This window comes from Rhodanobacteraceae bacterium (assembly GCA_016713135.1).
Classification (GTDB): Bacteria; Pseudomonadota; Gammaproteobacteria; order Xanthomonadales; family SZUA-5; genus JADKFD01.
Genome location: JADJPR010000023.1, coordinates 474,799 through 501,629, shown reverse-complemented (window position 1 = coordinate 501,629; position 26,831 = coordinate 474,799). Strand labels below are relative to the sequence as shown.

General features: G+C 73.1%; 16 protein-coding genes and 3 pseudogenes. 1 reads left to right on the top strand and 18 read right to left on the bottom strand.

The features are described from left to right. Positions 1 to 6,021: 6,021 nt before the first annotated feature. The 9 genes and pseudogenes from IPK27_22065 to kbl form a co-directional block, all read right to left on the bottom strand. A pseudogene (locus IPK27_22065) lies at positions 6,022 to 7,128 on the bottom strand (class I SAM-dependent methyltransferase). Positions 7,129 to 7,145: 17 nt separating this feature from the next. Then, positions 7,146 to 7,928, bottom strand: coding sequence for a DUF1295 domain-containing protein (locus IPK27_22060; GenBank protein ID MBK8070193.1), 783 nt, complete (start codon positions 7,926 to 7,928; stop codon positions 7,146 to 7,148). Beyond that, positions 7,925 to 8,464, bottom strand: a complete 540-nt coding sequence (locus IPK27_22055) for a DUF2878 domain-containing protein (protein MBK8070192.1) — start codon at positions 8,462 to 8,464, stop codon at positions 7,925 to 7,927. Before IPK27_22055 ends, IPK27_22060 begins: the two co-directional genes overlap by 4 nt. A 5-nt stretch (positions 8,465 to 8,469) precedes the next feature. After that, positions 8,470 to 9,759 (bottom strand): class I SAM-dependent methyltransferase, encoded by a 1,290-nt coding sequence (locus IPK27_22050; protein ID MBK8070191.1) that lies wholly within the window; start codon positions 9,757 to 9,759, stop codon positions 8,470 to 8,472. Beyond that, complete coding sequence (locus IPK27_22045) at positions 9,756 to 10,535, bottom strand: DUF1365 domain-containing protein (GenBank protein MBK8070190.1); 780 nt, start codon at positions 10,533 to 10,535, stop codon at positions 9,756 to 9,758. Before IPK27_22045 ends, IPK27_22050 begins: the two co-directional genes overlap by 4 nt. A 1-nt stretch (position 10,536) precedes the next feature. Next, a complete protein-coding gene (locus tag IPK27_22040) occupies positions 10,537 to 11,796 on the bottom strand; it encodes an FAD-dependent oxidoreductase (GenBank protein ID MBK8070189.1) in 1,260 nt (419 codons plus the stop codon). 3 nt (positions 11,797 to 11,799) lie between these two features. After that, positions 11,800 to 12,816 carry an acyl-CoA desaturase gene (locus tag IPK27_22035; GenBank protein MBK8070188.1) on the bottom strand — a complete coding sequence of 339 codons (1,017 nt, stop codon included), beginning with the start codon at positions 12,814 to 12,816 and terminating at the stop codon, positions 11,800 to 11,802. A 147-nt stretch (positions 12,817 to 12,963) separates the two neighbouring features. Then, complete coding sequence (locus IPK27_22030; GenBank protein ID MBK8070187.1) at positions 12,964 to 13,416, bottom strand: OsmC family protein; 453 nt, start codon at positions 13,414 to 13,416, stop codon at positions 12,964 to 12,966. A 194-nt stretch (positions 13,417 to 13,610) separates the two neighbouring features. Further along, positions 13,611 to 14,801, bottom strand: coding sequence for a glycine C-acetyltransferase (kbl, locus tag IPK27_22025; GenBank protein ID MBK8070186.1), 1,191 nt, complete (start codon positions 14,799 to 14,801; stop codon positions 13,611 to 13,613). Positions 14,802 to 14,907: 106 nt separating this feature from the next. On the opposite strand from kbl, the gene IPK27_22020 reads away from it, so the two are divergent. Continuing rightward, a complete protein-coding gene (locus IPK27_22020; protein MBK8070185.1) occupies positions 14,908 to 16,020 on the top strand; it encodes a hypothetical protein in 1,113 nt (370 codons plus the stop codon). A gap of 228 nt (positions 16,021 to 16,248) precedes the next feature. Here IPK27_22020 and IPK27_22015 read toward each other — a convergent pair whose 3' ends face one another. From IPK27_22015 to rbfA, 9 genes and pseudogenes are all read right to left on the bottom strand, one after another. Continuing rightward, positions 16,249 to 17,361, bottom strand: a complete 1,113-nt coding sequence (locus IPK27_22015; GenBank protein ID MBK8070184.1) for a VWA domain-containing protein — start codon at positions 17,359 to 17,361, stop codon at positions 16,249 to 16,251. Further along, positions 17,358 to 19,745, bottom strand: coding sequence for a hypothetical protein (locus IPK27_22010; protein ID MBK8070183.1), 2,388 nt, complete (start codon positions 19,743 to 19,745; stop codon positions 17,358 to 17,360). The genes IPK27_22015 and IPK27_22010 overlap by 4 nt, the downstream gene beginning before the upstream one ends. 5 nt (positions 19,746 to 19,750) lie before the next feature. Then, positions 19,751 to 20,912, bottom strand: a pseudogene (locus IPK27_22005) (AAA family ATPase). A gap of 23 nt (positions 20,913 to 20,935) precedes the next feature. Next, positions 20,936 to 22,045, bottom strand: coding sequence for a hypothetical protein (locus IPK27_22000; GenBank protein MBK8070182.1), 1,110 nt, complete (start codon positions 22,043 to 22,045; stop codon positions 20,936 to 20,938). Next, complete coding sequence (locus tag IPK27_21995; GenBank protein ID MBK8070181.1) at positions 22,042 to 22,374, bottom strand: hypothetical protein; 333 nt, start codon at positions 22,372 to 22,374, stop codon at positions 22,042 to 22,044. Before IPK27_21995 ends, IPK27_22000 begins: the two co-directional genes overlap by 4 nt. Positions 22,375 to 22,400: 26 nt before the next feature. Next, a complete protein-coding gene (locus tag IPK27_21990; GenBank protein MBK8070180.1) occupies positions 22,401 to 23,366 on the bottom strand; it encodes a hypothetical protein in 966 nt (321 codons plus the stop codon). A gap of 10 nt (positions 23,367 to 23,376) precedes the next feature. After that, positions 23,377 to 24,172, bottom strand: a pseudogene (locus IPK27_21985) (SDR family oxidoreductase). 1,221 nt (positions 24,173 to 25,393) lie between these two features. Next, a complete protein-coding gene (truB, locus tag IPK27_21980; protein MBK8070179.1) occupies positions 25,394 to 26,314 on the bottom strand; it encodes a tRNA pseudouridine(55) synthase TruB in 921 nt (306 codons plus the stop codon). Between the two features lie 165 nt (positions 26,315 to 26,479). Then, a complete protein-coding gene (gene rbfA, locus IPK27_21975; GenBank protein ID MBK8070178.1) occupies positions 26,480 to 26,821 on the bottom strand; it encodes a 30S ribosome-binding factor RbfA in 342 nt (113 codons plus the stop codon). Positions 26,822 to 26,831 lie beyond the last annotated feature (10 nt).

The window sequence follows — 26,831 nt, the reverse complement described above, 5'->3', positions numbered from 1 at the left end:
GGGCGGCCCTCCGTTTGGGGGGGGGGGGGTCTGGGCGGGTCCCTCCCGGGCGCCCCCCGGCGAAAAGCGGGACGCAGAGAACGCAGAGGCAGTAAGCAGAGAGATCCGCGCGGGCCCGGCGGGCGCGCGGCGGGGGCCCCCCCCGCGGGGCCCCGGCCCGCCGCGGGGGCGCGGGCCCCCGGGCCCGGGGCCCCCCGCCCCGCCCCGCCCGGCGGGGCCCCGGCCACGGAGGAGAGCGGTTTGAGCGTCCAGGGCGGCGCACCGGCGAATCGTGGGCGCGTCGGGGCCATGCCGCGCCGCCGTCTTTTCCTTTGCGTCTTGGCGGGGGGGGGGGGGGGGGAGGGGGGGCGGAAAGGCCCCCGGGGGGGGGGGGAGGGGCGCCCCCCGGGGGCCGCCCCCGCGGGGCCGCCCCCCCCCCCCGCGCGGGGGCGGGGGTAGGAAAAGGGCGGGGGGGCCGCGGCCGCGGCGCGGCGGGGGCGCGGCGGCTTTCCTTCGGGGGGGGGGGCGTGCGCCGGCGCTGTTTTGTGTGGCGCGCCGCGGCCGGCCCCCTTCCGTGGGCGGTGGGGGCGGCGGGGCGGGGCGCGCGGGGGGGTGGGGGAGGCGGGGGGCGGGGGCGCGGGGGTTGGGGGGGGGGGGGGGGGCGGGGGGGGCTGGCCTTCTTGTTGTTGGGGGGGGGGGGGGGGGGGGGGGGGCGGCGGGAAAGAACGCCCGCGTCGTTGGGGGGGGGGGGTTGGGTGGGGGGCGGGCGGGGGGGGGGGCGGCGGGGTGGGGCGGCCGCGGGGGCCCCCCTTTGGGGGGGAAAGGGAACCGGCGGGGGGGGGGCCGCGCGCGGCCGCGGCGCGGCGGTGTCGCCGGCCCCCGCGGGGGGGTGTGGCGGCGCCCCCCCTGCGGCGGGGCCCCCCGCGGGCGCGCCGGTCGGGGGGGGGCGGCGGGGGGTGGGGCCGCCTCTGGCCGGCCCCCCGGGCCGCCCTTGTTGGGGGGGGGGGGGGGGGGGGGGGGGGGGGGCGCGGCGCGGTGGGGGGGGCGGGGGGGCCGGGGGCGGCGGCCGCGGGGCGCCGCGGGGGGGGAAAAAAAAAAAGGGGCGGCGGCCGCGGGGGGGGGGCCGGGCGGGTTGGAAGGGAAGCCCCCCCCGGCCCCGGGGCGGCGCGCCGCGGGCGGGGCGGGGTGGGGCGGGGGGGGGCGGCGCGGCGGGCGCCGCGCCCCCGCCCCCTCCTTCGGGGGGGGGGGGGGGGGGGGGGGGTTGGGAGCGCCGCCGGGGCGGGTTCTGTGGGGGGGGGTGGGGGCGGCGGCGGGGGGGGGGGGGACGGCGGCGGGGGAAGGGGGGGGGGGGGGGGGGGGGGGGGGGGGGGGTTGTTGGCGCCGCGCGCGGGGGGGGCGCCGCTGGGGGGGCGGGCGCCGGCGGCGGCGGCGCGGGCGCGGCGGGGGGGGGGCGCGGCGGGGGGGGGGGGGGGGGGGGGGGGGGGGGGGGGGGGGGGGGGGGGGTTTGGGGGGGGGGGGGGGGGGGGGGGGGCGCGGGGGCCGCCGGGCGTTGGCTTTGGGGGGGGGGGGGGGCGCCCCCGGGCGCCGCGGGAAACGCGCCGGGGGTGGGGCGGCGGGAACGCCCGGGCGGGCGGCGGGGGGGGAGGGCGCGGGGGCGGGGGGGGGGGGGGGGGAGGGGGGGGGGGGTGGGGGGGGGGGGCGGGGGGGGGGGGGGGGGGGGGGGGGGGGGGGGGGGGGGGGGGGGGGGGGGGGGGGGGGGGGGGGGGGGGGGGGGGGGGGGGCGGGGGGGGGGGTGGGGGGGGTGGGCGGGGGCGCGGGGGGGGGGGGGGGCGCGGGGGCCGCGGCGGGCGGCGCGCGCGCGGCCGGCCCCCCGCGGGGGGGGGGGGGGGGGGCCGGGCGGGGGCGGAAGCCGCCCTTGTCGGGCACGGGCGGGGGGGGGGGGGGGGGGGGGGGCGGGGGGGGGGGCGCGGGCGCGCGGGAGGGGGGGGGGAGGGGGGGGGCGCGGCCGGGGCGGGGGGCGCGGGCGGCCGCGGGCGGGAGGGCCGCGTCGCGGGGGGGAAGGCGGGCGGGCGCCGCCGGCGGGGGGGGAGGGGCGCGCGGGGGGGGCCCGCGGGCCGGCCGGCGGGGCGGGCGGCGCGGGGGGGGGGGTGGCGCCGCGGGCCGCGGCGCGGGGGTGGGTTGGGGTCGGGGGGGGGGGGGGGGCGGGCGGGGGGGGGGCCGGCCGGCGCGGGCGGGGGAACTGTGGGGGGGGGGCCGGGGGGGCGTGGGTTGGGGGGGGGGGGGGGGGGAAGGGCGGCGGCGCCGGCCCCGGGGCGGGGGGGGGGGGCGGCGGGGGGGGGGGGGGCGGCGCCGGCGGGGAAAGGGGGGGGCGCGCCTGCCGCGCGGGGGGGGGGGGAAAGGGGGGCGCGCGGGCCGGGGGCGCGGGGCGGGGGGGGGCGGGGGGGCGGGGGCGCCGCGGTTGTTGTTGTTGTTGGCGGGGGGGGCGGGGGGGGGGGGGGGGGGGGGGGGGGGGGGGGGGGCGGCGCGCGGCGCGGGGCGCGGGGGTGCCCCGCGGGGGGGTTTGTGCGGGGCGCCGGTAGGAAGGGGCGCGCCGCTCGTCGTGCGGGGGGGGGGGGGGGGGGGGGCGGCCGCGCGGGGGTGGGGGGGGGGGGGGGGGGGGGGGGTTGTGGGGGGGCGCGGGGGGGGGGCGTGGTTGGTGTTTGGGTGGCGGGGGGGGGGGGGGGGGGGAGGGCGCGCGGGGGGGGGGCGCCGGGGCGGCAGGAGTAGGGGTGTTGCCTTTTTGTCGTTTTGTTGGGCGCGGCGGCGGGGGGGGGGGGGCCGCCGCGGGGGGGGGCGCCCTGGCGGGGGTGAGGGCCGTCTTTTTGGTGGGGGGGGGGGGGGGGGCCGGGCGCGCGCGGGGAAAGCAAGGGGGGGGCGCCGCCCCGCGCGGGGGGGGGGGGGGTTGGGGGGGGGGGGGGGGGGCGCGGCGGCGCGGGGGGGGGGGGGCCCGGGGGGGGGGGGGCGCGGGGCGGGGGGGCCTCGTGTGGGGGGGGGGGGGCGGTGGCCCGGGGGGCGGGGGGTGGGGGAAAGGGCGGGAGGGGGCCCGGGGGGGGGTGGCGCGCGGGGGGGGGGGGTGGGGGGCGCGCCTTTTTTTTGTTGGGTCGGGGGGGGGGGGGGGGGGGGGGCCGGCGGGGGGGGGGGGGGGCCCCCGCGGGGCGCGGCCCGCGGGGTTGTGGCGTTGGGGGGGGGGGGGGGGGGCGGCGGGGGGGGAGGGGGGGGCGGGGCCGCGGCCCCCCGGGGGGGGGGGGGGGGGGGGGCCCCCGGGGGGCCCCGCCGGGGGGGGGTGGGGCGGGGGGGGCGGGGGGGGGGGGGGGGGGGGGCGGGGGGGGCGGCGGGCGGGGGTTGGGGGGGGGGCGGGCCGGGCGCGCTGCGCTTGGGGGGGGGGGGGGGGGGCCGCCCCGGGGGGGAGGGGCGCGGCGGCGGGGGGGGGGGCGGGGGCGGTGTTTGCCCCCGGGCGCCGTTTTCCCCCCCGCGGGGCGGGAGAGAAAAGAAAAGGGGCGGCGGGCCGCGCCCGCCCCCCCCTGAGGCGGGGCGGGTGGGGACCCCGCCGGCGCCCCCCCCGGCGGCGGGGGGCGCGGCCCGCCCCACGCCCCCCCTAAAAAAAGGGAGCGGCCACCGGCCGTAGCCTAAAAAACCCCTTTTGTGGCATCTGTTGGCGGGGGGAATGGGGGGGGGGAAAAGCAAGCCAAAAAAAAAAAAAAACCGGCGGGCCCCCCCCCCCCCCCCCCCCCCCCCCGGGAAAAACCACAACACCACACCAAAAAACCCTTCCTTTTGGTTTGGGGGGCCCCCCCTCGGCGTTGTTGGCCGCGCCCCCCGCCCCGCGCCCCGGGGCGGGGGGGGGAAGGGGGGGGGCGCGCGCGCGGCCCCCCCACGCCGCCGGCCGGGGGGGGGGGGGGGGGGGGGGGGGGAGGGGGGCGCGGCGGGAGGGGCCGCGCCGGCGCCCGCCGCGGCGGGGGGCGGGGGGGGGGGCGGCCCCGCCCCGCCTCGCGCCGGGGGGCGGGGGGGTTTTGTTGTGGGGCGGGGTGGGGGGGGGGGGCGGCGCGGCCCCGCGGCCGGTGGGGGGCGGCCGGGGGGGGGGGGGGGCCCCCCCGGCAACCGGGGGGCGCCTGGGGGGGGGGCGCGGAAAAAAAGCGTTTTGCCCCCCGGAAGGGGCGGGTTGTTCTTTTTTTTTTTTTTCTTCTGGGGGCGCGGGCCGGCGGGGGGGGGGGGGGTGCCGCCCCGGGCGGGGTTTTTTTTTTGTTGGGGCCAGGGGGAAAAAAAAAAAAAAAAGGGGGGTGGGGGGGGGGGGGGGGGGGGGGGGGGGCGCCGCGGGGGTCTTGGCGGGCGGGGGGGGGGGGCGGCCGTGGTTGGGGGGGCGGGCTCTTCTTTCGTTTTTGCGCGGGGGGGTTTTGGGGGCTGGGGTCCCCCCCGCCCCCCTCTATCCCGCCCCCCCCCCGGGGGGGCCGAAAACCCCCCGGGGCGCCGCCCCCCCCCCCTGTTCCCGCCCCCCCCGGCCCCGCCCCCCCCCCCCCCCCCCCACCCCCCGCCCCACGCCCCCCCCCCCCCGGGGGCCCCCGCCCCCCCCCCCCCCCCCCCCCCCCCCCCCCCCCCCCCCCCCCCCCCCCCCCCCCCGGGGGAGGAACCCGCAAGGCCCCCCGGGGGGCCCGGCCTCCGCCGAACCCCGGGAGGCCCCCCCCCCCGCCCCCGCCCCCGGGGAGCCCCCCCCCCCCCGCCCCCCCCCCGGCCCCCCCCCCCGCGCCCCCCTGTAGCCCCCCCCCCCCGGGGCAGGGGCCCCCCCCGGCGGGGGCCGCCCCCGCCCCTTCCCCCCGGGGGGCCGCCCCCCCCCCCCCCCCCCCCCCCCCCCCCGGGAGGGGGGGGCCGCGCCCCCCCCCCCCCCGCCCCCGGGGCCCCCCCCCCCCGAAGCCCCCCCCCCCCCCGGGGGCCGCCGGTTCCCCCCCCGCGCGGGGCCCCGGGGGGCCGGTTTCCCCCCCCCCCCCGGGGGACGGCCCCCCCGGGCCCCGTGGGCGGGGGCGGGCCCCCCCCCCCCCCCGGTCTTGGGGGCCGGGAGGCCCCCCCCCCCCCGGCCCCCCCCGTTCCCCGCCGGGCCCCCCCCCGGCCCCCCCCCCGCCCCCCCCCAGCGCACCCCCCCCCCCCCCCCCTCCCCCCCCCCCCCCCCCCCCCCCCCCCCCCCCGTGGGCCCCCCCCCGGGCCCGGGGGCCGGCCGCGCCGCCGCCCCCCCCCCCTCCCCCCCCCCCACCCCCAACCCGCCGGCCCCCCCCGAAGGCGCGGGGGGGGACGCCCCGGGGGGGGGCCCGCCGGCCGCCCCCGCCCCCCCGCCCCCGCGGACCCCGCCCGGGGGGGCCCCCCCGGGGGCCCCCGCCGGGCCCCGAGGTCTCCCCCGCCGGCGAGGGCGCCGGGCCCCCACACCCCCGCCCCCCCCCGGCCCCCCGCCGCCGGGACCCCCCCGGGCCCCCCCCCCCCCCCCCCGTGCGGCCCCCCCCCCCCCCTTGGCGAGGCCCTTTCCCCCCCCCCCCCGCCCGGGGCCCCCGGCCGGGACCCCGGGCCCCCCCCCGCCGTCGCGCCCCCCTGGCGGGGGGCGAAACCCCCCCCCCCGCCGGGCCCCGGAACCCGGGCCGCCCCCCCCCCCCCCCCGGGGGGCCCGCCGGGCCCCGGGGGCCCCCGGGCGTGGCCCCCCGGCCGGGCCCCCCCCCCCGGGCACCCCCCCGACACCCCCGCCGGCGCTGCGGCCGCCCCTGGCGGATGGATGTCTTCAGTTCATCGACCGGTGGGGGGGGCCGGGGGGGGGGGCCGGCCGCCGCGGGGGCCGCCCGCCGGGGCCCGCGGGGGGCCCCCCGGGGGGGCCGGCGGCCCGGGGCGGCCGGCCGGGCCGGGGGGGGGGGCGGGGGGGGGGGGGGGGGCGCCGGGGGCGGGGCCGCCCCGGCCCCCGGCTCGCCTCGGCGCGACGCCGAGCACGGCACCCCCCCCCCCCCCCCCCCCCCCCCCCCCCCCCCCCCCCCCCCCGCGCCGGACGAAGCGGTAGTGCCCCACCATCCACTGTTCGCCGCCCGCGTAGCCGAACAATTCGGCGCAGGCGAGGTAGAAGATGCGCCAGCGCTGCAGCCAGACGGCGGCCTGGTCGGCGCCGTAGGTGGCGCGGAACAGATCGAGGATCTCGGCCTTGTGGGTGTCGGTGTTGTTGAGCCAGTGTTCGCTGGTCTGCTGGTAATGCCGGCCGTTGACCCGCCATTGCTCTTCCAGCCGCAGGTCCTTCTGGAAATACAGCAGCGTGTCCGCCGCCGGCATCAGGCCGCCGGTGAAGAAGTAGCGGCCCATCCAGTTGTCTTCGCCCTCGGTTTCGAAGGGGTACATCACTTCGCGATGCACGAAGATGTGCACGAACAGCTTGCCGCCCGGCTTCAGCCACGAGGCGATGCGCCCGAGCAGCACTTCGTAGTTGCGCATGTGCTCGAACATCTCGATCGAGACGCAGCGGTCGTAGGTGTTGGGGTCGAGCTTGAGCTGGTTGACGTCGCAGGTGATCACCCGCACGTTGCCGAATCCGCGCTCGCGGCAGCGCGCCTCGATGAACTCGCGCTGCGGCGCGGAATTGGACACCGCGGTGATCCGCGCGTTCGGGAAGTGCTCGGCCATCCACAGCGTCAGCGAGCCCCAGCCGCAGCCGAGTTCCAGGATCTCCTGCCCGTCGATCAGTTCCGCGCGCAGGTTGTACAGCGACAGCATCGCCTCCTCGGCGACGTCCAGCGTCTCGCGGCCGGTCTGGTAGAAGCAGGACGAATACTTGAGCCGCTTGCCCAGGCAACGCAGGAAGAAGGGCGGCGGCAGCTCGTAATGCTGCTCGTTCGCCGCGCGGGTCTCGATCGCGATCGGACTGGTCCGCAGTCCATCGATGCGCTCGGCGAACCGCGCATACCAGTCGCCGGCGTATTCATCGCGCAGCCGCTGCGCACACAGCCGCCGGATGCCGATGCGGGTGAGAGGGTCGGGGATCAGGCCGCGTTCGCAGAGTTGATGAGGGACATGGGGAGCTCGTGGAGTGAAAGGTGAGGTGAAAGGAGTCCGAAGTGAGTGAAAAGTGAAAAGTGAAGCGAGCGGCCGCTCTCCTTTCACTTTTTACCTTTTACTTTTTACCGCTTCTTCGGCCCCCACGGCACCAGCATCGAGGTGGTCCGCTGGTACTCGCGGTAATCGTCGCCGCGCGAGCGCAGGGACTGGGCTTCGACGAAGGGGATGCCGGACACCCACAGCAGGCTGGTGAGCATCAGGGCCGGGCCGATGAGTGCTGCCCAGGCGTGCGGCGCGCCGATGGCGAGGACGACGTAGGCGAACCAGTGGGTCCATTCGAAGAAGTAGTTCGGATGCCGGGAATAGCGCCAGAGGCCAGCGCGGCAGGTGCGTCCGCGGTTGCGCGGGTCCGCGCGCCAACGCGCGAGCTGCAGGTCGGCGATGGATTCCCCGGCCAGGCTGAACAGCCAGACCAGCACGCCGACGACGATCCATGGGGTCAGGGTGGCGACCGGGTTGTTCGCCGCGACCAGGAACGGCAACGAGAACAGCGCGACGGCCAGCGCCTGCGCCTGGAAGAAGGCAAAGAACTTGCCCTGGTGGCCGTTCCAGTGCTCGCGCAGGTGGGCGTAGCGGCCGTCCTCCTTCTCGCTGATCACGCGGTGCAGCAGGTGCAGCGACAGGCGGAAGCCCCAGGTGGCGGCGAGCACCGCCACCAGCACCCGGGGCAGCAGTGCGCCGTCGGCGATCACCCCGTAGTAGAGCGCGGAAAAAGCCAGCAGGGCGGCCCAGGCGACGTCGACATAGCCCGCATTCCGGGTGCGCACCTGCAGCCACCAGACCATGGTCATCACGACGGCGGAACCCGCCCACACGGACAACAGCGGTGCGACCAGTTCGGTCATGACTGGCGCGCCGCCGGGTCGAAGGACGGAAGCCAGCGGTTGGCCATGGCCAGCAGCAGCGGCGTCACCACGCCCCAGACCACTGCGATGGTGCCGTAGACCGCCCAGGGCGAGGCGAGCATCTCGACCGCCTGGAAATTGCGCGCGGCAACGTAGTAGGCCAGCGGCCCGCCAACCAGCCCGAACACGCTGGCTGCGAGCAGATGGCGCTTGAACATGCGCATCGAGTGATTCAGCGTCAGCGCGAAGCTCATCCACATGCCGAGGATCCAGATCGGCGCCAGGTCCATGAATGGCACTGGTTCGGCGAAGCGCATCAGGCCGAGCTGGATGTAGGCGCTGTCGATGACCAGCCCGATCAGGCAGGCGCTGCAAACCAGCGCGAGGTCCGTGCGCGGCCAGGGGCTCAGGCGGAAAGTCACCGTCGCCAGCACCAGCAGCGACAGCGGGCCCGCCCACCACATGCCGCTCCCGGCACCGGCGACCGTGGCGACCCAGCCCAGCTGGAACAGCACCAGGTTCAGAAGGATATTCATCGGGATCAGACGGCCGGCGCGAGGTCGGGCAGGAATTGCGGCCGGCGGTTCCCGGGCTTCTGCAGCAGCAGGTGCACATCGCCGATCGAGCGCTCGAGGAAGCCGCCCTCGCAGTAGCTGAGGTAGAACTGCCACATGCGGATGAAGGCCTCGCTGTAGCCCTGCGTGCGTACCTGCGGCAGCGCCGCCATGAAGCGCTCGCGCCAGGCGCGCAGGGTCAGGGCATAGCTCGGACCGATGTCTTCCAGATGGGTCAGGCGCAAATCGCTGCTGCGGGCGACCGCGCCCAGCATCGCCGCGTTCGACGGGATGAAACTGCCTGGGAAGATATAGCGCTTGATGAAATCGATGTCCGTCAGCGCGCGCTGGTAGCGATGGTCCTCGATGGTGATCGCCTGGATCAGCGCCGCGCCGTGGCTTTCCAGCAGCGACGACACCTTGCCGAAGTAGGTGTCGAGGTACTGGTGGCCGATCGCCTCGATCATCTCGATCGAGACCAGCTTGTCGTAGCGACCCTTGAGGTCGCGGTAGTCCTCCAGCAGCAGGGTCACGCGGTCGCTCAGGCCGGCGCGCGCCACGCGCTCGCGGGCCAGTTCGTACTGGCGCTGCGAGATCGTGGTGGTGGTGACGTGCACGCCGTGCTCGCGCGCGGCGTGGATCGCGAACCCACCCCAGCCGGTGCCGATCTCGACCACCCGCTGCCCGGGCCTGAGGTCCAGCTTGGTGCAGATTCGCTCCAGCCGCCGCCGCTGCGCGGTTTCCAGCGATTCGGCGGGATCGACGTAGATCGCGCTCGAGTACATCAGCGATTCGTCGAGGAAGAGCTGGAAGAAATCGTTGCCGAGATCGTAATGCGCGGCGATGTTGCGACGGCTGCCGCTCTTGGTGTTGCGCCGGCGGCTGTGCCACAGCCGCAGCGCGCTGGTGGCGAGGCGCGCCAGCCCGCCTTCCATGCCGTCCAGCACCTCGCGGTTGCGCACCATGATGCGCACCAGCGCAGTCAGGTCCTCGCAGTTCCAGGCGCCGTCCATGTAGGCCTCGGCGGTGCCCACGCTGCCGCCGAGCGCCATCTGGCGGTAGACGTCCGCATCTTCGATGCGCACCGTCGCGCGCGGGCCATCGTCGCGCCCCACATTGCCGAAATCGTAGCGCTCGCTGCCGTCGACCAGCGTCAGGTGGCCATGGCGCAGGCGCGTCAGCTGCGCCAGCAGGCGGCGCTTGAAGAAGGGTCCGCTGATCTCCGCCAGCGTCGTCGGGGTGGGCGTGCGGTCGGCAGCCAGGGTGTGCTCGGTCATCGACGGTCGGCCTTGGAGGTCTGCGGGTGGTCGTGGAAGGGATTGCGTTTGAGCCGGATCAGCAGGGCGTTCCAGTAAATCTTCAGCGCCACCTGCGCGGTGATCGCAGGATAGTTCAGCAGAAACTGTGTGAGGGCGGCGCCATCGATGGGCCGACGCTCGAGCACCAGGGTCGCATCGAAGATCGAACCCTGTCCATCGGCGACGTCCATGTGCACGCGCAGGTGCTCGCCCGGTTCCTCGAAGCGCCAGTCGTAGCGCAGCTCCATCGGCAGGAAGGGCGAGACGTGGAAGGATTTGTCGAAGGCCCACGCATGCACGCGCCCGCCGGTGCCATGGTGGCTGGCCGCGGCGAGCGGCAGCACATAGGCGTGACGCTCGCCCCAGGGAGTGTTGGTGATCTCGGCGACGATGCTGTGCAGCGCGCCGGCCGCGTCGAAGCAGTAGTAGAAACTGACCGGGTTGAAGCAGTAGCCGAAGTAACGCCAGTGGGCCAGCATGCGCACCGCGCCGCCTGGCCGCGCGCCGGTGGCGCGTTCGACGGTGTCCAGCACCGCCTGCTTGAGCGGGATCGCCGGATCGCCGTGGTAGTCGGCGCGATGAAATGACGCGAGATTGCGCCGCTCCAGCGACCACAGCCAGCGCCCGGCCACGATCTGCGGCAGTTCGTCCAGGTCCACATACAGCTGCGCGATGCGATAGCGGAAGGCGTGCGCGTGCGGGCGGCTGCGGCGGTGGCGCACATGGCCGAGGTACAGCGCGCTGGCCAGGCTCATCTCAGGTCCATTCGCAACCGAGCGCCTGCGCCACGCGCACGCCGCTGCGCAATCCGTCCTCGTGGAAGCCCCAGCCCCAGTAGGCGCCGGCATACCAGGTGCGGCGCGCGCCGCTGATCTCGGCCCAGCGCGCCTGCGCCGCGACCGAGGCGTGCGAGTACAGCGGGTGCGCGTAGTCCATGCGCGCCAGGATCTTCGCCGGGTCGATGCGCTGGGTGGCGTTGAGCGTGACGATGAACTGGGTATCCGTCGCCAGCCCCTGCAGCAGATTCATCGAATAGCTGACGGTGCAGGCGTGCGCCGCCGGATGGCGTGGATCCGGTTTCAGTCGCAGCGCGTTCCAGGCCGCCCAGGCGCGCCGGTTGCGCGGCAACAGGCTGGTGTCGGTGTGCAGCACGGTGTCGTTGCGCTGGAAACGCATCGCGCCCAGCACCTCGGTCTCGGCCGCGCTGGCATCGCCGAGCATGGCCAGCGCCTGGTCGGCGTGGCAGGCCAGCACCACCTGGTCGAAGCGACTCAAGTCGCCATCCACCCGCAGGGTCACGCCGTCCCCGTCGCGATGAACGCTGCGCACCGGCGCGCCGCGACGGAACTCGGCGCGGATCGCCGGCATCAGCTTGTCGAGGTAGCGCGACGAGCCGCCGCGCACCACGCGCCAGGGCTTGCGCGTGCCCGGATCCAGCATCTGGTGGTTGGCCATGAACTGCACCAGGTACTTCGCCGGGAAGTCCATCACCGTTTCGGTGGGCGAGGACCACAGTGCCGAGGCCATCGGCAGCAGGTGGTCCTCGATGAACAGCGCCCCGTAGCCGCCGCGGTAGAGGTACTCGCCGATGGTCGGGCCCGGGGCCGGATCGGCCAGCAGCGCGGGCGCCTCGCGGTAGAAGCGCAGGATGTCGCGCACCATGCCCCAGAAGCGCGGGCGCAACAGGTTGCGCCGCTGGCAGAACAGGCGCTCGGGATTGGTCGCGTTGTATTCGAGCCCGGTGATCTCGTTCTTGACCGCAAAGCTCATGATGGTGGGCTGCGACTCCACCCCGAGTTCGCCGAACAGCCGGGTCAGCAGCGGGTAGTGGTCCGGGTTGAACACGATGAAACCGGTGTCGACCGCGTGCTTCTCGCCAGCGAGATCGATTGCGTGGGTGTGGGTGTGGCCGCCGAGGCGCTGCTCGGCCTCGTAGACCACCACCTCATGTTTGCGTCCGAGCAGGTAAGCCGCACCCAGGCCGGCGATGCCGGCGCCAACGATGGCAATTCGCATCGCTCAGCCCCGCCCGCGCGTGCGTGCGTCGCGGATGCGCGGCGGCACCGGCTTCAAATCCCATACCAGGCCGACCCAGCTCATCGCCTTCAGCAGGTAGTAGGTGATGTCGATCTCCCACCAGTAGAAGCCCTGGCGGGTGGACGCGGGGTAGTGGTGATGGTTGTTGTGCCAGCCTTCGCCGAGGGTCAGCAGCGCCAGCCAGAAATTGTTGCGGCTGTCGTCGCGCGTCTGGTAGCGGCGCTTGCCCCAGACATGCGCCAGTGAGTTGATGGTCACCGTGGCATGGAACAGCACCACGGTGGACACGAAGAAACCCCAGATCAGCAACTGCGGGCCGCTGGTACCGAGCCCCGGTGCTTGGGTTTCCAGCCAGCCGCCGAGCAGGAACAGGAACACTGCCAGCGCTACCGGTACCAGGATGTCGAAGCGGTCGAGGAAGCGCAGTTCCGGATGCTTCGCCAGGTCCGGGATGACCTTGAAGTCGATCGGGAAGGCGCGCGGGGTCATGAACCAGCCCATGTGGCTGCGCCAGAAACCGTGCTGCACCGGCGAATGCAGATCCCCCGGCTGGTCCGAATTACGGTGGTGATGCCGATGGTGCGCCGCCCACCACAGCGGCCCGCGCTGCACCGAGCTGGCGCCGATCAGCGCGAACACGAACTGCAGCAGGCGCGAAGTCTTGAACGCGCGGTGCGAGAAATAGCGGTGGTAGAAGCCGGTGATTGCGAACATCCGCAGCAGGTACAGCGCCACCGCCACGCCGACGGCGAACGCGCTGATCCCGACCCAGATCACGCCCAGGCAGGCGAGGTGCAGGCCGATGAAGGGCACCACCCGCAGCCAGGCGATGCGATCGGCTTCCGGGCCGTCGACCGGCAGCACCGCGCTGGTGTCGAACCAGTTGCGCACCGCGACCAGCGCGCGCCGCCACAGGCTGCGGGTGCGCGCGACGGTCTCGTCGTAGGCCAGTTCCACCCGCTCCGCCGCGTGACCCACCTGGGCGCGCGCCGAGTCCATTGCCTCGCCGACGCCGCGCTCGACCTGCTGGGCTGCGGCGATGGCCTGGCGCCGCGCCTCATCCAGGGTCTCGCCGACCGCCTGCTGCAGCGGGTTCGAGTCGAGGGCGAGGCTGTCGTTGCGGCTGCTCATCGGGTGCGGTCTCGATCAGGGTTCCGGCGTCTCCACCACCACCTCGGTCTTGACCGAGTTGCCGATGAAGCAGCCCTTGTGGGCACGCTCGTGCAGGCCGGCCAGTTCCTCGGCGCTCGGCTGGCGGCCGTTGAAGACCACACGGGGCCGGAGCACGACACGGGTCATGCAGAAGCGACCTTCGGCGTTCTTGTCCAGGGTGCCGACAGCGGCATCCTCGTAGGACGCTACCTCGAAGCCCTTGACTGCGGCGACCGCCAGAAAGGTCAGCATATGACACGACGAGATAGACGCCGTGAAGGCGTCCTCGGGATCCACGGCCTCCGGGTTGCCATTGAATCCGGGTGCCGACGACGCGAGCACGCTCTGGCCACCCTTGAAATGGATCCGGTGGTCGCGCGAGAAGCTCTTGTCGGCGAAGCTGCCGGCGCTGTGGCGCCATTCGATGCGCGCGTGATGTTCGCTCATGGTCATTCCCGGTCTGGAGGCAAACCGCGATTAGCGCGCATCGCGGGGAGCATGCGCAAGCGTGTGGGGGTTGGCGCGGCAGCAGGGCACGTCCCGGTCTTGCGCTATCAGGGTCAAACGTGAAACGTGAAACGTCAACGGAAGCGGGCTCCGGTTGACGTTTTCCGTTTCACGTTTGACCCGTGGCGCAGATTTCAGGTCACGACGTTCAGCTCCCTCCCCACGGCTACAAACGCGTCCACCGCCCGATCCAGATGCTCGCGCGTGTGCGCCGCCGAGATCTGCACGCGGATGCGCGCCTGGCCCTTGGGCACCACCGGGAAGAAGAAACCGATCACGTAGATGCCGTGATCCAGAAGTTTCGCCGCGAAGGCCTGCGCCAGCTTGGCGTCGTACAGCATCACCGGGGTGATCGGGTGCTGGCCGGGCTTGAGGTCGAAGCCCGCCGCGGTCATGCGCTCGCGGAAATAGCGCGCGTTGTCGCGCAGCCGGATACGCAAATCGTCGGCGCGCATCAGCAGGTCGAAGACCTTGAGGCTGGCGGCCGCGATCGGCGGCGGCAGCGAGTTGGAGAACAGGTACGGGCGCGAGCGCTGGCGCAACAGATCGATGATCTCGCGGCGGCCGGTGGTGAAGCCGCCGAGCCCGCCGCCGAGCGCCTTGCCGAGGGTCGAGGTGTAGACGTCGATCTTGTCCATCACGCCGTGGAACTCGGCGGTGCCGCGGCCGGTGGGGCCAAGGAAGCCGGTCGCGTGGCATTCGTCGATGTGCACCAGCGCGCCGTATTGCCGTGCCAGCGCCGTCAGGCGGTCGAGCGGGGCGATCGCGCCGTCCATGCTGAATACGCCGTCGCTGGTGATCATCTTCGTGCGCGCGCTGCTGGCGGCCTGGAGCTGGGCTTCGAGGTCGGCCATGTCGCCGTTGGCGTAGCGGTAGCGCTGCGCCTTGCACAGACGCACGCCGTCGATGATCGAGGCGTGGTTCAGCGCGTCGGAGATGATCGCGTCCTGCTCGCCCAGCAGCGGCTCGAACAAGCCGCCGTTGGCGTCGAAGCAGGCGGCGTAGAGGATGGTGTCCTCGGTGCCGAAGAACTCGCTGATCTTGGCTTCCAGCTGCTTGTGCAGCGCCTGGGTGCCGCAGATGAAGCGCACCGAGGCGACACCGAAGCCGTGGCTGTCGAGCGCCTCCTTGGCCGCCGCGATCACCTCGGGGTGGTCGGCCAGGCCGAGGTAGTTGTTGGCGCAGAAGTTCAGCACCTTGCGCCCGTCGGCCAGCACGATCTCAGCCGACTGCGGCGTGGCGATGATGCGCTCGCGCTTGTACAGGCCCTGCGCCTCGATCTCGGCCAGTTCGGCCTGGAAACGGTCCTGGGCGGGGTAGGTCATGGCGGCGGTCCATCGGTGGCGGGGCAGGGAGGCGCATTCTGCCTGCCGCGACCGCTGCCGCGCACGCGGGCTATGCTCGGCGGCTACGCAATCGGGGGTGGCAGCGATGTATCCGACCAGGGACGAAATCGAAGAAGCGCAGCGCGCGCAGCTGTTCCCCAGGCTCGACTGGCACGCCGACCTGCGCAACAAGCGCTTCGTGATCTGCGGTGCCTTCGAGCGTTTCCCGCGCTACCTCGGGCGCGATCCGGAGGCGGCGGTGCAGGCGCGCGGTGGCATCGTCGAGCCGGCGCTGGTGGCCGGTGTCGATTACGCGGTCTTCGGCAACGGCCGCGGCAAGGGCAAGGCCGAGGCCCAGCGCAAGGCCGAGAAGCTGGTAACGGCTGGCGCAGGGCTGGTGGTGCTGGACGAGGCCGGGTTCATCCACCTGCTGCGGCCCAAGCTGGACGGCGCGCGCTTCCATGTCGCCGGCGAGCTGGATTTTGGCCGCGGCGCCGCAGCCACTGCGCCGCCGGCGCTGGTGACCACTCTCGGTGGCGTCTACGCAGAGAAGGTGGACGACACCCTCGACTACCTGGTGGTCGGCCTGCGCCGGGGCGCCGGCAAGGCCGCGGCGCTGGCGGCGGCGGAGAAACTGATCGCCGGCGGCGCGCGCCTGCAACTGCTCAGCGAGGAGATGTTCGTCGACTTGCTGCGCGCCCACGCGGGATCCGCCGCGCAGCCGGTGCAGGCGGCCAGCCCGCTGGCGGAACTGTTCGTCGCCCTGCCCAGCGTCACCGACGCCGGCCGCATCAAGCGCGCGCTCGACATGCTCAAGCGCGAACGCATGCAGCTGTACGCCGATGTCGGCGAACAGCACGTCGCCGGCATCGTGCGCAGCCAGACCGGATTTGCCGACTACTACTCGACCCGGCTCTCGGCGGACGGGCGCTTCAGTTGCTGCGACTCCGGCCTGGCCTGGTGCATGGGCATGGGCGGCGGCGTCTGCAAGCACCTCCTGGTCCTGCTGATGGGCCTGGTCCAGGGCGGGCAGCTGCCGCCCTCCACCGCGCGCACCTGGCTGGCCGCCGCCGCGCAGCCGAAGTCGCGCAAGACCACCGGCGGCGATTCCATGCGCGACCTGCTGGCCGACACCATCCTGCGCTACAAGGCCGCCACCGCCGGCGAACTCGACTGGCGCCCGATGGAGACCGTGCCTGAGGACTATTACGCGTTCTGAGCGCAATTCAGCCCCATTCAACGCGGAGACGCGGAGGACGCAGAGAAAAGCAGGAGGGCGCTTCTTGCTGCATTTGCGCCTTGCGCCTCGTTCCATCTCTTCCGCTGAAGCGGAGACGCGGAGGACGCCGGGAAGAGCATGAGCGGGCACCTGCTGGGATTCCGCTTCCACCAGCTTCCTCTGCCTTTCTCTGCGTCCTCCGCGTCTCCGCGTTGAATCGGCCCGGTCTCACCCCTGGATGATCTCGGCCATGGCCTCGGCGAGCCGCTCCGGGGTGCATACGAGGATGTCCATGCCCACCTTGCGGCAGCGCGCGGCGGTGTGTTTGTCGTATTGCGGCCGGGCGTCGGAGCCGAGGGCGGGCAGGCCGATGCAGCGGACGCCGGCTTCGGCGAGCTCGCCGATGCCGCGCAGCAGGCGCTGGGTGTCGCCGCCGTCGTAGAAATCGGTGATCAGCACCAGGATGCTGCGCGCGGGTTCGCGCACCAGGCTGGCGGCGTACTCGACGGCCATGCCGATGTGGGTGCCGCCGCCGAGTTGCACCTTCATCAGCACATCGACCGGCTGGCCCACCTGGTCCGAGAGATCGGCGATGCGGGTGTCGAACAGGAACAGCGAGGTGCGCAGCGACGGCAGCTCGGCGAAGATCGAGGCCATGATCGCGCTGAAGATGGCCGAGTCCAGCATCGACCCGGACTGGTCCACGGCGATGATGATGTGCCACGGACGCTGCTTGCGCTCTGCGGCATGGAAGTACAGCCGCTGCACCATCAGTTGCCCGCGTTCGGCGTCCCAGTGCTGCAGGTTGCGGCGCACGGTGGTCTTGAGGTCGAAGTTGCGCGCGACCTGGCGCGGCGAATGACGGTCGCGCCGGATCGCGCCGGTCAGCGCATCCTCCACCGACAGGCGGATGCGCTCGCGCAGCTCGGCCACCACCTGCTCGATGATCTTGCGCGCCAGCACGCGGGTCTGTTCGTTGAGCAGATCGCGGTGGCTGATCAGGGTCTTGACCAGGTCCACGCTGGGCTCGATGCGCTCCAGCAACTCGGGCTTCTGCAGCAGCTCGCGCAAGCCCTTGCGGCGCACCAGTTCCCGCTCCATCACTTCCTTGGCGCTGTGCGGGAACAGCTCGCCGACGGCGTCGACCCAGTGCGCGATGGTGAGTCCCTCGCCGGCCTGACCGCCGTCGCGTCCGTTGCCCTCCGGCGCGAACAGGAAATCCAGCAGCTCGCCGGCGCGGTCCAGGCGCTCGCCTTCCGCGCCCGGCCCGTTGCCGGGGCCGATGCCCTGCTGCTCGGCGCGCTCGCGCCCCAGCACCACGCGCCAGCGGGCGGCGGTCATGCCAGCCCCCAGTCGGCCATGATCGCGGCCGTCTCGCGGTCCAGTTCCACGATCAGGGCCTGGCCGGCCGCGCTGTGGTCGAGCATGCGGTCGAGTCGCGCTTCGCCCAGGCCCAGGTGGCGTGCCACCGCCGCCGCGAAGGCATCCCGATGGCGCGGGTGCAGTTGTTCGACGGCCGCACGCAGGCGCGGCAGCATCGCCATGAAGACCTCGCTGTCGGCGACCTTCAGCAAACGGTCCAGCGCGGCGACCAGGGCACCGGCGCCGACCATCACCGCGGTGGTGGAAACCGCGAGCACGCCGTGCAAAAAATCGCCCGCGAGTGCTTGTGTCTGCGGCGCGGAATCTGCATAGCCGGCGAGCTCGGCGGCCAGGCTGGCGGCGTCGAGCTGGCGGATTTCCACCAGCATCGCGAGGAAGGCGCCGCGCAATTCGGGTTGCGCGGTCTGCGCCGCAGCGCCTTGCACGCTCCGCGCGAACAGCTCGGCATCGACGTCCTCGCGCGTCAGCGCCACCTCGGCCAGGGCCTTGAGCGCGTCGATGATCGCCGGGTGCTCGTCCTGCGGCGCGGCGGTCACATCCGCCAGCGCGAAGCAGGCGCGGTCCCAGGCGCGCTCGATCAGTTGTGCCACGTCGGTGCGGGCCGCCGCTTGGCCGGCCAGCATGCCTTCGATCACGCGCAGGGTGGTCAGGGCATCCACCAGCGAGGCGAAGCGGCTGTCCATGTCCAGCGCCTGCTGGCACGCGGATTCCGCCCGCGCGAGCATTTGAGGCAGGTCCATGGCCAGCGCACTGCGCAGCAAGCGACAGGTGCCGGCGGCATCGTGCCCCGATTGCGCGAGTGCGCGGGAGAGCGCGGTGAGTGCGGCGCCGGCGACGGTGTCGCCGTCCAGGCTGCGCTCGATCAGGGCAGCCTCGATGCCGGCGCTCCAGGCCAGCCGCCAGCGCTCGCGGAAAAGCAGTTGACCAAAGCCATCCTTGCGCGTCTCCGCCTCGCCCAGCGGCACCTCCAGTTGCCGCAGGCGGTGCAGGAAGGCCGAGCGCGCCGCATCCAGCGGGGTGCGGCGGTCCAGGTCCAGCCATTGCACCTGTTCCGCCTCGAAGCGACCGCCGAGTTCCAGCGCCTCCAGTTGCGCGTAGTAGTCGCGCACCAGCGGCAACTGCCCGGCGCTGGCGCTGACCTTGCCGACCCGGTTGCCGATGTGGATCTCCAACGCGGTCTTGCGCAGCAGCGCGCCCTCCTGCGCCGGGTCGCCCTTGACGCAGCAGCTCAGCAGCGCGTCGTCGAGGTCATCCAGGACCACCCGGCTGCGGCCGCGCAACTGCGCCAGCAGGGTGGCGTGGTGCTGCACCGCGATGGCGTCTGCAGTTGCCAGGCGCTCGCCCTGGCGCCGCGCGGCGCGCAGGATGTCGACCACGTGCGCACCCACCACTTCATCCGGGTTGCCGCCGCGGATCGCCTCAAACAGCCGCTGGTAGAACTGCGGCGCGCGATTGCCGGCGCCATAGCCGGTGCGTTCCCAGATGCGCAGGTAGCTGTAGGGCACCAGCGCATGGTGCAGCGTGCCCGGCGGCAGCGGCGGCGGTGGGAGCGGGTCGGCGCGGTCGAGGAACAGGTGGTAGCCGCCGCAGACCACCATGGCCGCGCTGTCCGGCAAAGCGCGTGCCGCCAGGGTCTCGCGGATGCAGCGCCACATATGACGTTCGCGCGCCAGGGTGTCCTCGTCGGGCGTGCCGCTGCTGGCGCGCGCCGCGGCGCAGAAAGCCGCCAGCGGGTGACGGTAGGCCTCGACATCCATGCCGATGGCGCCGTGCTCGAACAGGCTGTCCCAGGCCTCATCCCAGCGGCGATAGCCCGCGGCGCGGGCCAGCCGGGCGTAGAAATCGGTATGCGCGAGCAGCTGATCGCTGTCGGCGGCCTCCGGCGCGGGCGCCGCCGCGCCCAGCCCGATTCGCGCGGCCGCGACCGCAGCGTGGGGCAGGTCGATGAACACCACCTCCGCGCCGACCGCGCGTGCGGTGCGGATGGCCACGTACTCCGGGGAGCAGGCGAGCAGCGGAAACCACGATGCGAGTTGCAGCGGCGGCTCTTCGGGGTCGCCGCCGAACATCCGGGTGTCGTCGCGGAAACTGGAGTACAGGGCCACCGGCGGGCGTGTATCCGGTTCCAGCAAGGGCGTCAGCAGGTGCTCCAGGCCGGCCGGGGCTTCGAGGAACAGCAGCCGTGGCCGACGCTGGCGGATCGCGCGTTCGAGCACGCTCGCCACCGTGGGCGAGTGGTGCCGCAGCGGGAACCAGTAAAGGGCATCGCCGAGCACGGCGTCCACCCGCCGGGCCAGTTCGGCCGGCTGCGGCAGTTCCAGACGCAAGGCGCTCGCGGTCACGGCACTCAGCCCAGTGTCGCCTCGGCCTCGTCGTAGAACTCGCGCCAGGGGCCGCCCTTCTGCGCACGCTTCTTCGCCACCAGATGCACATACTCCTTGAGCACCGCCAGGTCGGCCGGGTCCTCCTTTACCACCGAGCCGACCAGTTGCCGCGCGATGCCGCGCCCGCCCACGCTGCCGCCGAAATAGCGCGCATGCAGCGCGGCATCCAGCGCCACCCCGATCGCTTCGGCGGTGGACAGCGTGGTGCCCGGCGATTTCAGGCTGACGCCGTCCTCGCTGCGGCCCTGGCGGATCTCGCGGAACACGGTGGTCAGCAGATCGAGGATCGGCTCATCCAGGGTGGCCGGGATGCAGTAGCGCGCAATCAGTTGCGCGCTGCGCTCGCGCACGATCGCGATCTCGGTCTGCTTTGTCGGCCACCAGCGGGATGTGGATGTAGTTGAAGCGCCGCTTGAGCGCCGCGCTCAGCTGGTTGACGCCCTGGTCGCGCGAGTTCGCCGTGGCGATCACGTTGAAACCCGGTCGGGCGGCGATGCTGCTGTCGCCGGGTAGCTCCGGGATGGCGACGCGCTTGTCGGACAGGATCGAGACCAGCGCATCCTGCACATCGGGCACGCAGCGGGTGATTTCCTCGAAGCGCAGCAGGGCGCCGCGGCGCATCGCCTGCAGGGTGGGCGAGGGGATCAGGTTGTCGGCGCGCGGGCCCTCGGCGATCACCCGGGCGATGTTCCACGAGTACTTGATGTGCTCCTCGGTGGTGCCGGCGGTGCCCTGGATCACCAGCAGGGAAGTGCCGCAGATGGCCGCGGCGAGGTGCTCGCTGAGCCAGCTCTTGCCGGTGCCGGGCTCGCCGAGCAGCAGCAGCGCGCGCTCCGAAGCCAGGGTGACCATGGCACGTTCGACCAGCGCGATGTCACCGAAGAACTTGCGCCGGATCGGCACCGGGGCAGCCTGGCCGGCGAGCGGCAGCGGATCGCGGCCACAGATGTAGGCGAGCACCGCGCGCGGCGACAGCAGCCAGTTGGCCGGGCGCGGCTCGCCGTCGTGCTCGCGCAACGCGGCCAGCTCCAGCGCATGCTCCTGTTCCGCGGGCTGGCGCAGGACCTGGTCCTCCGGGCGCTCGGCCTCGGCGGTTGTGGCGGGTGGCGGGGATTTCCTGGCCATGACGGGTCACCAATACGAGGGTTTCAGCGGGTGTTGAGGGCGCGCACCAGCGCGGCTTTGTCGAACTTCTTCGGGTCCAGCGTGGGGTACTCCGGCGCGCTGTCGATCAAGGCCAACGGCATCAGCACCTGGCGGCCATATTCGACATGCACATTCGCCATCAGCGCGCACTGGCCGCTGGCGGCGACCAGGCGCTGCTCCAGAGCGGATTCGCCGGCGTCGATGCGCAGGCGGAAGCGGCAGCCCAGCGCGCTGATCTCCGCCTCGCGCTCGCTGGCCTCGCGGCCGGGCACCGCGGACGGCGCGAACTCGCCGTCGATGCGCCAGTCGGGCAACAGGGCCTCGCTGCTGAGCTCCACCGCCAGCTCCAGCGGATCGGGGCGATGCGCGCGCAGCTGCGCAAGCCAGCCCGGCAGGTCCCAGTGCGCCAGCGAGGTCCAGTCGGACACCGCTTCGCCCTGGGTCACGCGCGTTTCCGGCAGCAGCGTCATGCGGTAGGGCGGGGCACTGCTGAGCTGCACCTGGGTAATCAAGATCTCCCGCCGGTCGAGAAAATCGGTGGGGCGGAAACCCTGCTTCTGCTGCAGCGACAGGAAGGCCTCCGGTGGCACCGCCAGGTCGGCGCGCAGCGGGAACACCATCGACCACAGCAGGGGCGTGCCACGGGCCAGCGTCGCGCCACCCGCCAGGGTCAAGGGGCGGGTCAGCCGGAGCCGGAACTCGAATGCGGCGAAGGCACCCGGCACCACCCGCTTGTGCACGCCCAGGGTCGCCACGGCCAGCGCGGCGACTGGCTCGTTCGCCGGGAGTGCGGTGATTCGCTGCAATGCGCTGGCGTCCTGGTCGCTCAGCGCCTTGCGGGTGGCACTGGCGAGCAGCCAGGCGCGATCGAGGAAGAAGGCGAGGCGGCTGCCGGAGAAGCGTTCGGGCGCGCTGTCCAGCCGCTTCAGTTCCTCGATGACGATGCGCAGGGTCGAGCCCAGGCGCAGGAAGCGCGCCCGCGATGCCTCCTCGAAGGCGGCCGACAGCGTGCGCTGGGTGGCTGCCGAGGCCGTGGTGGTGCCGCCCAGCAGCAACGCTTCGATCGCTCCCGCGACCTCGTCCAACAAGGCCAGCTGGCGCTGATCGCTCATGCGCCCTCCGCTTCGCGCACCGCAGTGGCGAGTTCGGCGCGCACGATGTGCAGGCTGAGCAGGCGTTCGAACACGCGCACGCTGGCGCGCGTCCGCAGCAGCGTGCGGGCCGCCTCGCGGCGGCCGGCGTCGAGGTCCGTCAGCAACTGCGCCAGTCCATCGCGCAGATGCTCCGCGCCGATCTGCGCCAGCGCATCGCGCAGGCTGGACAGGCGCGCGCGTTCCTCGCTGCCCGCGGCGCGCAGGCCGCGGACCGCGAGGGCATCCAGCAGGGCATTCAGGCGCTCGACCAGCAGCAGCGCTTCGGCGGCGGCCGCGTCAGCCGACATCCGCCGCCCCAGCGTGAAGGCGCCCCTCAGTAGGCATAGAAGTCCTCGGGCAAGGTGGCGGTCGGGCGCCAGTCGACCTCGCCTGCTTCGGCGCCGCGATAGCGCAGGAACACCTCGGCCATCAGCTCGCGGTCCAGGACCGGTTTGCGCTCGAGGCCAGCGGCCAGCCAGCGGTCCACCGTAGCCGCATCCACCGCGCCCGCCTGGGCCAGGCCGATCAGCAGCACCAGCAGATGCTTGCAGGCCTCGCCGCGCAGGCCGCCGCAGACATTCAGGTTCTGGGTGCAGCAGGACACGTCGCCATTGGCGCCGAGGCGACAGGCATAGACCAGGTCATCGCCGGACTGGCTGCGCACGACGCCCGCGATCGCGTCGTCGCCGACCTCATGGAACAGCTGGAAGCCCTCCTTCTTGAGCATTGCGAGGGCCTTGGCGAGGCGCGCGCCATCCTTCAGGCGCACCGGCAGGGCAGCGATCAGGCTGGCGACATCGGTCACCGCCTGCGCCGGCGTGCGTTCGGCCAGTTCGCGTTGGCGACGCTCCTCGATGCGCGCCGCCAGCCGGACCTTGGCCTCAGCGCGCGCCGCGCGCTCAGCCTTGCGTTGCTCGCTGCGGGCGCGCTGCTCGGCCTTGAGCGCGGCGGCGTCGGGCTGCGGCAGGTTCATCAGGTCGGCGAGGGCGGCGATCACCTGCGGCCGCAGCGCGGCGGCGTTGGCCGAGAATCCGGTCGCAGCGATCTCGACGCTGCCCAGCCGCACCGCATCGCAATGCGGGAGCAGCAACTGCAGCACGCGGCCGACATCGCCATCATGCCGCGAATAGTGCTGCAGACGGCGGTGCGGCGTGCCATCGGCTGAAACGGTCTGCAGGTAGGCATGGCAGGTGCTCGCGCTCCAGTAGATGGCGAGCAGCAGGTTGGCCTGGGTGCGCAGTTGCAGCGACAGGTTCGCGCCGGCGGAAATCTCGGCCTGGAGGAGGTCCTTCGCGCTCACGTCCTGCGCCTCAGGTCTTGCGGAACTTGCGCGACTGGCCGGAGACCAGGGCCAGCGCGAGGCGGTCCGGGGAGCACCTTGGTCAGGGTGCGGACGAAGCGGTTCCAGCGCCCGTTGACGTAGACGATGTCGCCGCGCTCGCTGGCTTCATAGGCCTGGCGCACCACGGTCCGCGCGTCCATCCACATGAACTTCGGCATCTTCGACACGGTTTCGCGCATCTGGTTGACGTCGTGGAACTCGCTGTAGGTGAACCCGGGGCAGAGCGCGGTCACGTGCACGCCTCGCGGCAGGGTTTCCTGCGCCAGCGACTGCGAGAAGCGGATCAGGTAGCTCTTGGTCGCGCCATACAGCGTGTGTCCCGCGGTGCCCGGCACCAGTCCGGCCAGCGAGGCGACATTGACGATGCGCCCGAAGCCACGCTGTTGCATGCCGGGCAGCAGCAGGTAGATCAGCTCGGTCGGTGCCCACAGCAGTACGCGCAGGAAATCAGCATGGGTGCGCCAGGGCACCGACAGCAGGGTGCCCGACACGCCGTAGCCGGCGTTGTTGATCAGGCCGTCGACCTGCAAACCGCGCGCCTGGATCGCCTCGACCAGTTGCGTCGGTGCCAGCGGGTCGGCGAGGTCGGCACTGAATACCGCCGCATCGCAGCCGAACTCGGTCTTCAGAGCGTCAGCAAGTGACTGCAGTCGATCGGTGCGCCGCGCCGTCAGGATCAGGTCCCAGCCGCGCCGCGCCCACTCCCGCGCGCAGGCCTCGCCGATGCCGGCCGAGGCCCCGGTGATCAACATTCGGTGTTTCATGACGCGGTTCCGTCGAGGCGATGGCGCGACGATAACCGGGTGGCGGCGGGCTGTCTTGGGTCCGCCAGTCGGAGCGGACTCACTCCGCGATCCTTCCTGTAGTTGCCAGCAAGAGATCGCCGACAGAATCGGCTCTCACCGAACATGTCGCAAGGCATTGATTTAGAAAAGGTAAATTCGGAGGGCACGAGGGCAAGAGGGCACGAGGGCACGCAAAGGCGCTCCTTCGCACCGAACTGGCTCTTGCGTGCCCTCGTGCCCTCGTGGCCTCGTGCCCTCCAGTTCGATGCGCGAATAAGCGCACCGCCAGGGGCGACCGGGACTCTCACCGAACATGTCGCAAGGCATTGATTTATAAATGACAAACTCGGAGGGCACGAGGGCAAGAGGGCACGAGGGCACGCGAAGGCGCTCCTTCGCACCGAACTGGCTCTTGCGTGCCCTCGTGCCCTCGTGGCCTCGTGCCCTCCAGTTCGATGCGCGAATAAGCGCACCGGCAGGGGCGACCGGGACTCTCACCAAACATCCGATAACTCATTGATCTGAAGAGCAGTTTGTCCGCAAAGGACGCGAAGGACGCAAAGAAGAGCGGAAACCGCTTTCGCTTCCTTTGCGTTCTTTGCGTCCTTTGCGGACAAGAAAAGTAGCGCGGGTCGCGAAGAAGTTCGATGCGCGAATAAGCGCACCGCCAGGGGCGACCGGAACTCTCACCGAACATGAATTAAAGTTCTGAAATACAAGACATTTTCCGCAAAGGACGCAAAGGACGCAAAGTAGAGCCAAATCCATAGGGGGATGCGGGCGCATGGCGACTCTGCGCAACCCAAGACGCTTTTGCCTTCTTAGCGTCCTTTGCGTCCTTTGCGGACAAAAACAGGCATCGGTCCGCGACAATTCGATGCGCGAATAAGCGCACCGGCAGGGACGACCGGAACTCTCACCGAACATGATTCAAGTGCAGGAAAGAAAACACTTTTGTCCGCAAAGAACGCAAAGGACGCGAAGTGGAGCCAAATCCATAGCCGGATGCGGGACATGGGGATTCTGCGCAACACAAGGCGCTTCTGCCTTCTTTGCGTCCTTTGCGTCCTTTGCGGACAAGAAAGCAGGCACCGGAATGCGACAGTTCGATGCAAGGACAAGCGCACGGGCAGGGGCGACCGGGAATCTCACAGACCTGCGGCGTTCAAACTGCGCTGCCCACAACCCACAGCCCCGGGGCTAACTCGCGCCCGGCCGCGCCAGCACCCGTACCGCATAGACCGTCTGCGCGTCGGCGCAGCGGCCGATGCCGAGCAGGCGTCCGTCCATCGACGTGACCGCGATCTCTTCGGCGACCGGCGGATCCTTCAGGGTCAGCGGATTGCCGTGGCGCCAGCTGATGAGGTCGCGGCCTTCGATGTGCACCTGCGGCATCCAGGCGACCATGGTCTCGATCGGCTGCAGCAGCGCATCGAGCGCCGGCAAATCGCCGATCAACTGGTCGAGTTCGTCCATCGGGTGCATTTGCGGGTCACGGAAGGGCGCGGCCCAGGTGCGCCGCAGCGCGTGAACATGCGCGCCGCAGCCGAGACGCTGGCCGAGGTCGTCGACCAGGGTACGCACATAGGTGCCGGTGGTGCAGTCGACGTCGAGCACCAGGAAGGGAGCGGTCCACTCGACCAGCTGCAGGCGGTCGATGCGCACCTTGCGCGGTTCGCGCTCGATCTCGACGCCCGCGCGCGCCAGTTCATGCAGCGGGCGGCCGTCGCGCTTGAGCGCCGAGTACATCGGCGGGATTTGCTCGATCTCGCCGCGGAAAGCCCCGAGCTGGGCTTCGATGGCGGCCGCATCCAGGTCACCGATCGGCGCCTCCGCCACGGGGCGGCCATCGGCGTCGAGGGTGTCGGTGCGGATGCCCAGCCGCGCGGTGACGCGGTAACCCTTGTCGCCGCTCAGCAGGTAGGACGACAGCCGCGTGGCATTGCCGAAGCACACCGGCAGCAGGCCGGTGGCCAGCGGATCCAGGCTGCCGGTGTGGCCGGCCTTCTCGGCGCGATAGATCCACTTGACCCGTTGCAGCGCGGCGTTGGAGCTGCGGCCGATGGGTTTGTCGAGCAGCAGGACACCGTCGAGGTGGCGGCGGGGAGGCAGGGAGGACATGTGGAGCAGAAGCGGGGCAGGGGGAAGGGGGCGAGGGACGGGAGCCTGCGCAGGAACAGCCAGTGGCTCAGTCGAAGGAGGCGCGCTCCGAGCAGCGATGGAGGCCTGGATGCCTTGAGGCCGTTCCCTTGACCCCTGACCCTCTCCCCACTCTCGCTGCCCGCCTCACCCACCCCGCAGCAACGCATCGATCCGGCTGCCGCGATCCACCGAATCGTCGTAGTGGAAACGCAGCTCGGGGACCGTACGGGTGCTCATCATCTTCGACAAGGCCTGGCGGTAGCGCTTGGCCTCTTCCTTGAGCAGTGCGAGCGCCGGCTTGGCGTCTTCCGGGTTCAGCGCGGTGATGAACACCTTGGCCACCGCGAGGTCGCGGCTGACTTCGACGTCGGACACGCTGATCTCCGGCAGCTGGTGCTGCTTGACGTCCTCGTGCACCAGCACCGCGACCTCGCGCCGCAGCAGCGCTGCGACGCGATCGGTACGTTCGAATCCACCGCGGGCCATCGGCGGTGCT

Bases quoted from the DNA above. Each gene is read 5' to 3' on its own strand.
- rbfA (MBK8070178.1), bottom strand. From the start codon at position 26,821: ATGGCCCGCGGTGGATTCGAACGTACCGATCGCGTCGCAGCGCTGCTG.
- IPK27_22000 (MBK8070182.1), bottom strand. From the start codon at position 22,045: ATGAGCGATCAGCGCCAGCTGGCCTTGTTGGACGAGGTCGCGGGAGCG.
- IPK27_22055 (MBK8070192.1), bottom strand. From the start codon at position 8,464: ATGAATATCCTTCTGAACCTGGTGCTGTTCCAGCTGGGCTGGGTCGCC.
- IPK27_22020 (MBK8070185.1), top strand. From the start codon at position 14,908: ATGTATCCGACCAGGGACGAAATCGAAGAAGCGCAGCGCGCGCAGCTG.
- kbl (MBK8070186.1), bottom strand. From the start codon at position 14,801: ATGACCTACCCCGCCCAGGACCGTTTCCAGGCCGAACTGGCCGAGATC.
- IPK27_22050 (MBK8070191.1), bottom strand. From the start codon at position 9,759: ATGACCGAGCACACCCTGGCTGCCGACCGCACGCCCACCCCGACGACG.
- IPK27_21995 (MBK8070181.1), bottom strand. From the start codon at position 22,374: ATGTCGGCTGACGCGGCCGCCGCCGAAGCGCTGCTGCTGGTCGAGCGC.
- IPK27_22060 (MBK8070193.1), bottom strand. From the start codon at position 7,928: ATGACCGAACTGGTCGCACCGCTGTTGTCCGTGTGGGCGGGTTCCGCC.
- IPK27_22035 (MBK8070188.1), bottom strand. From the start codon at position 12,816: ATGGACTCGGCGCGCGCCCAGGTGGGTCACGCGGCGGAGCGGGTGGAA.
- IPK27_22015 (MBK8070184.1), bottom strand. From the start codon at position 17,361: ATGACCGCCGCCCGCTGGCGCGTGGTGCTGGGGCGCGAGCGCGCCGAG.
- truB (MBK8070179.1), bottom strand. From the start codon at position 26,314: ATGTCCTCCCTGCCTCCCCGCCGCCACCTCGACGGTGTCCTGCTGCTC.
- IPK27_22030 (MBK8070187.1), bottom strand. From the start codon at position 13,416: ATGAGCGAACATCACGCGCGCATCGAATGGCGCCACAGCGCCGGCAGC.
- IPK27_22045 (MBK8070190.1), bottom strand. From the start codon at position 10,535: ATGAGCCTGGCCAGCGCGCTGTACCTCGGCCATGTGCGCCACCGCCGC.
- IPK27_22040 (MBK8070189.1), bottom strand. From the start codon at position 11,796: ATGCGAATTGCCATCGTTGGCGCCGGCATCGCCGGCCTGGGTGCGGCT.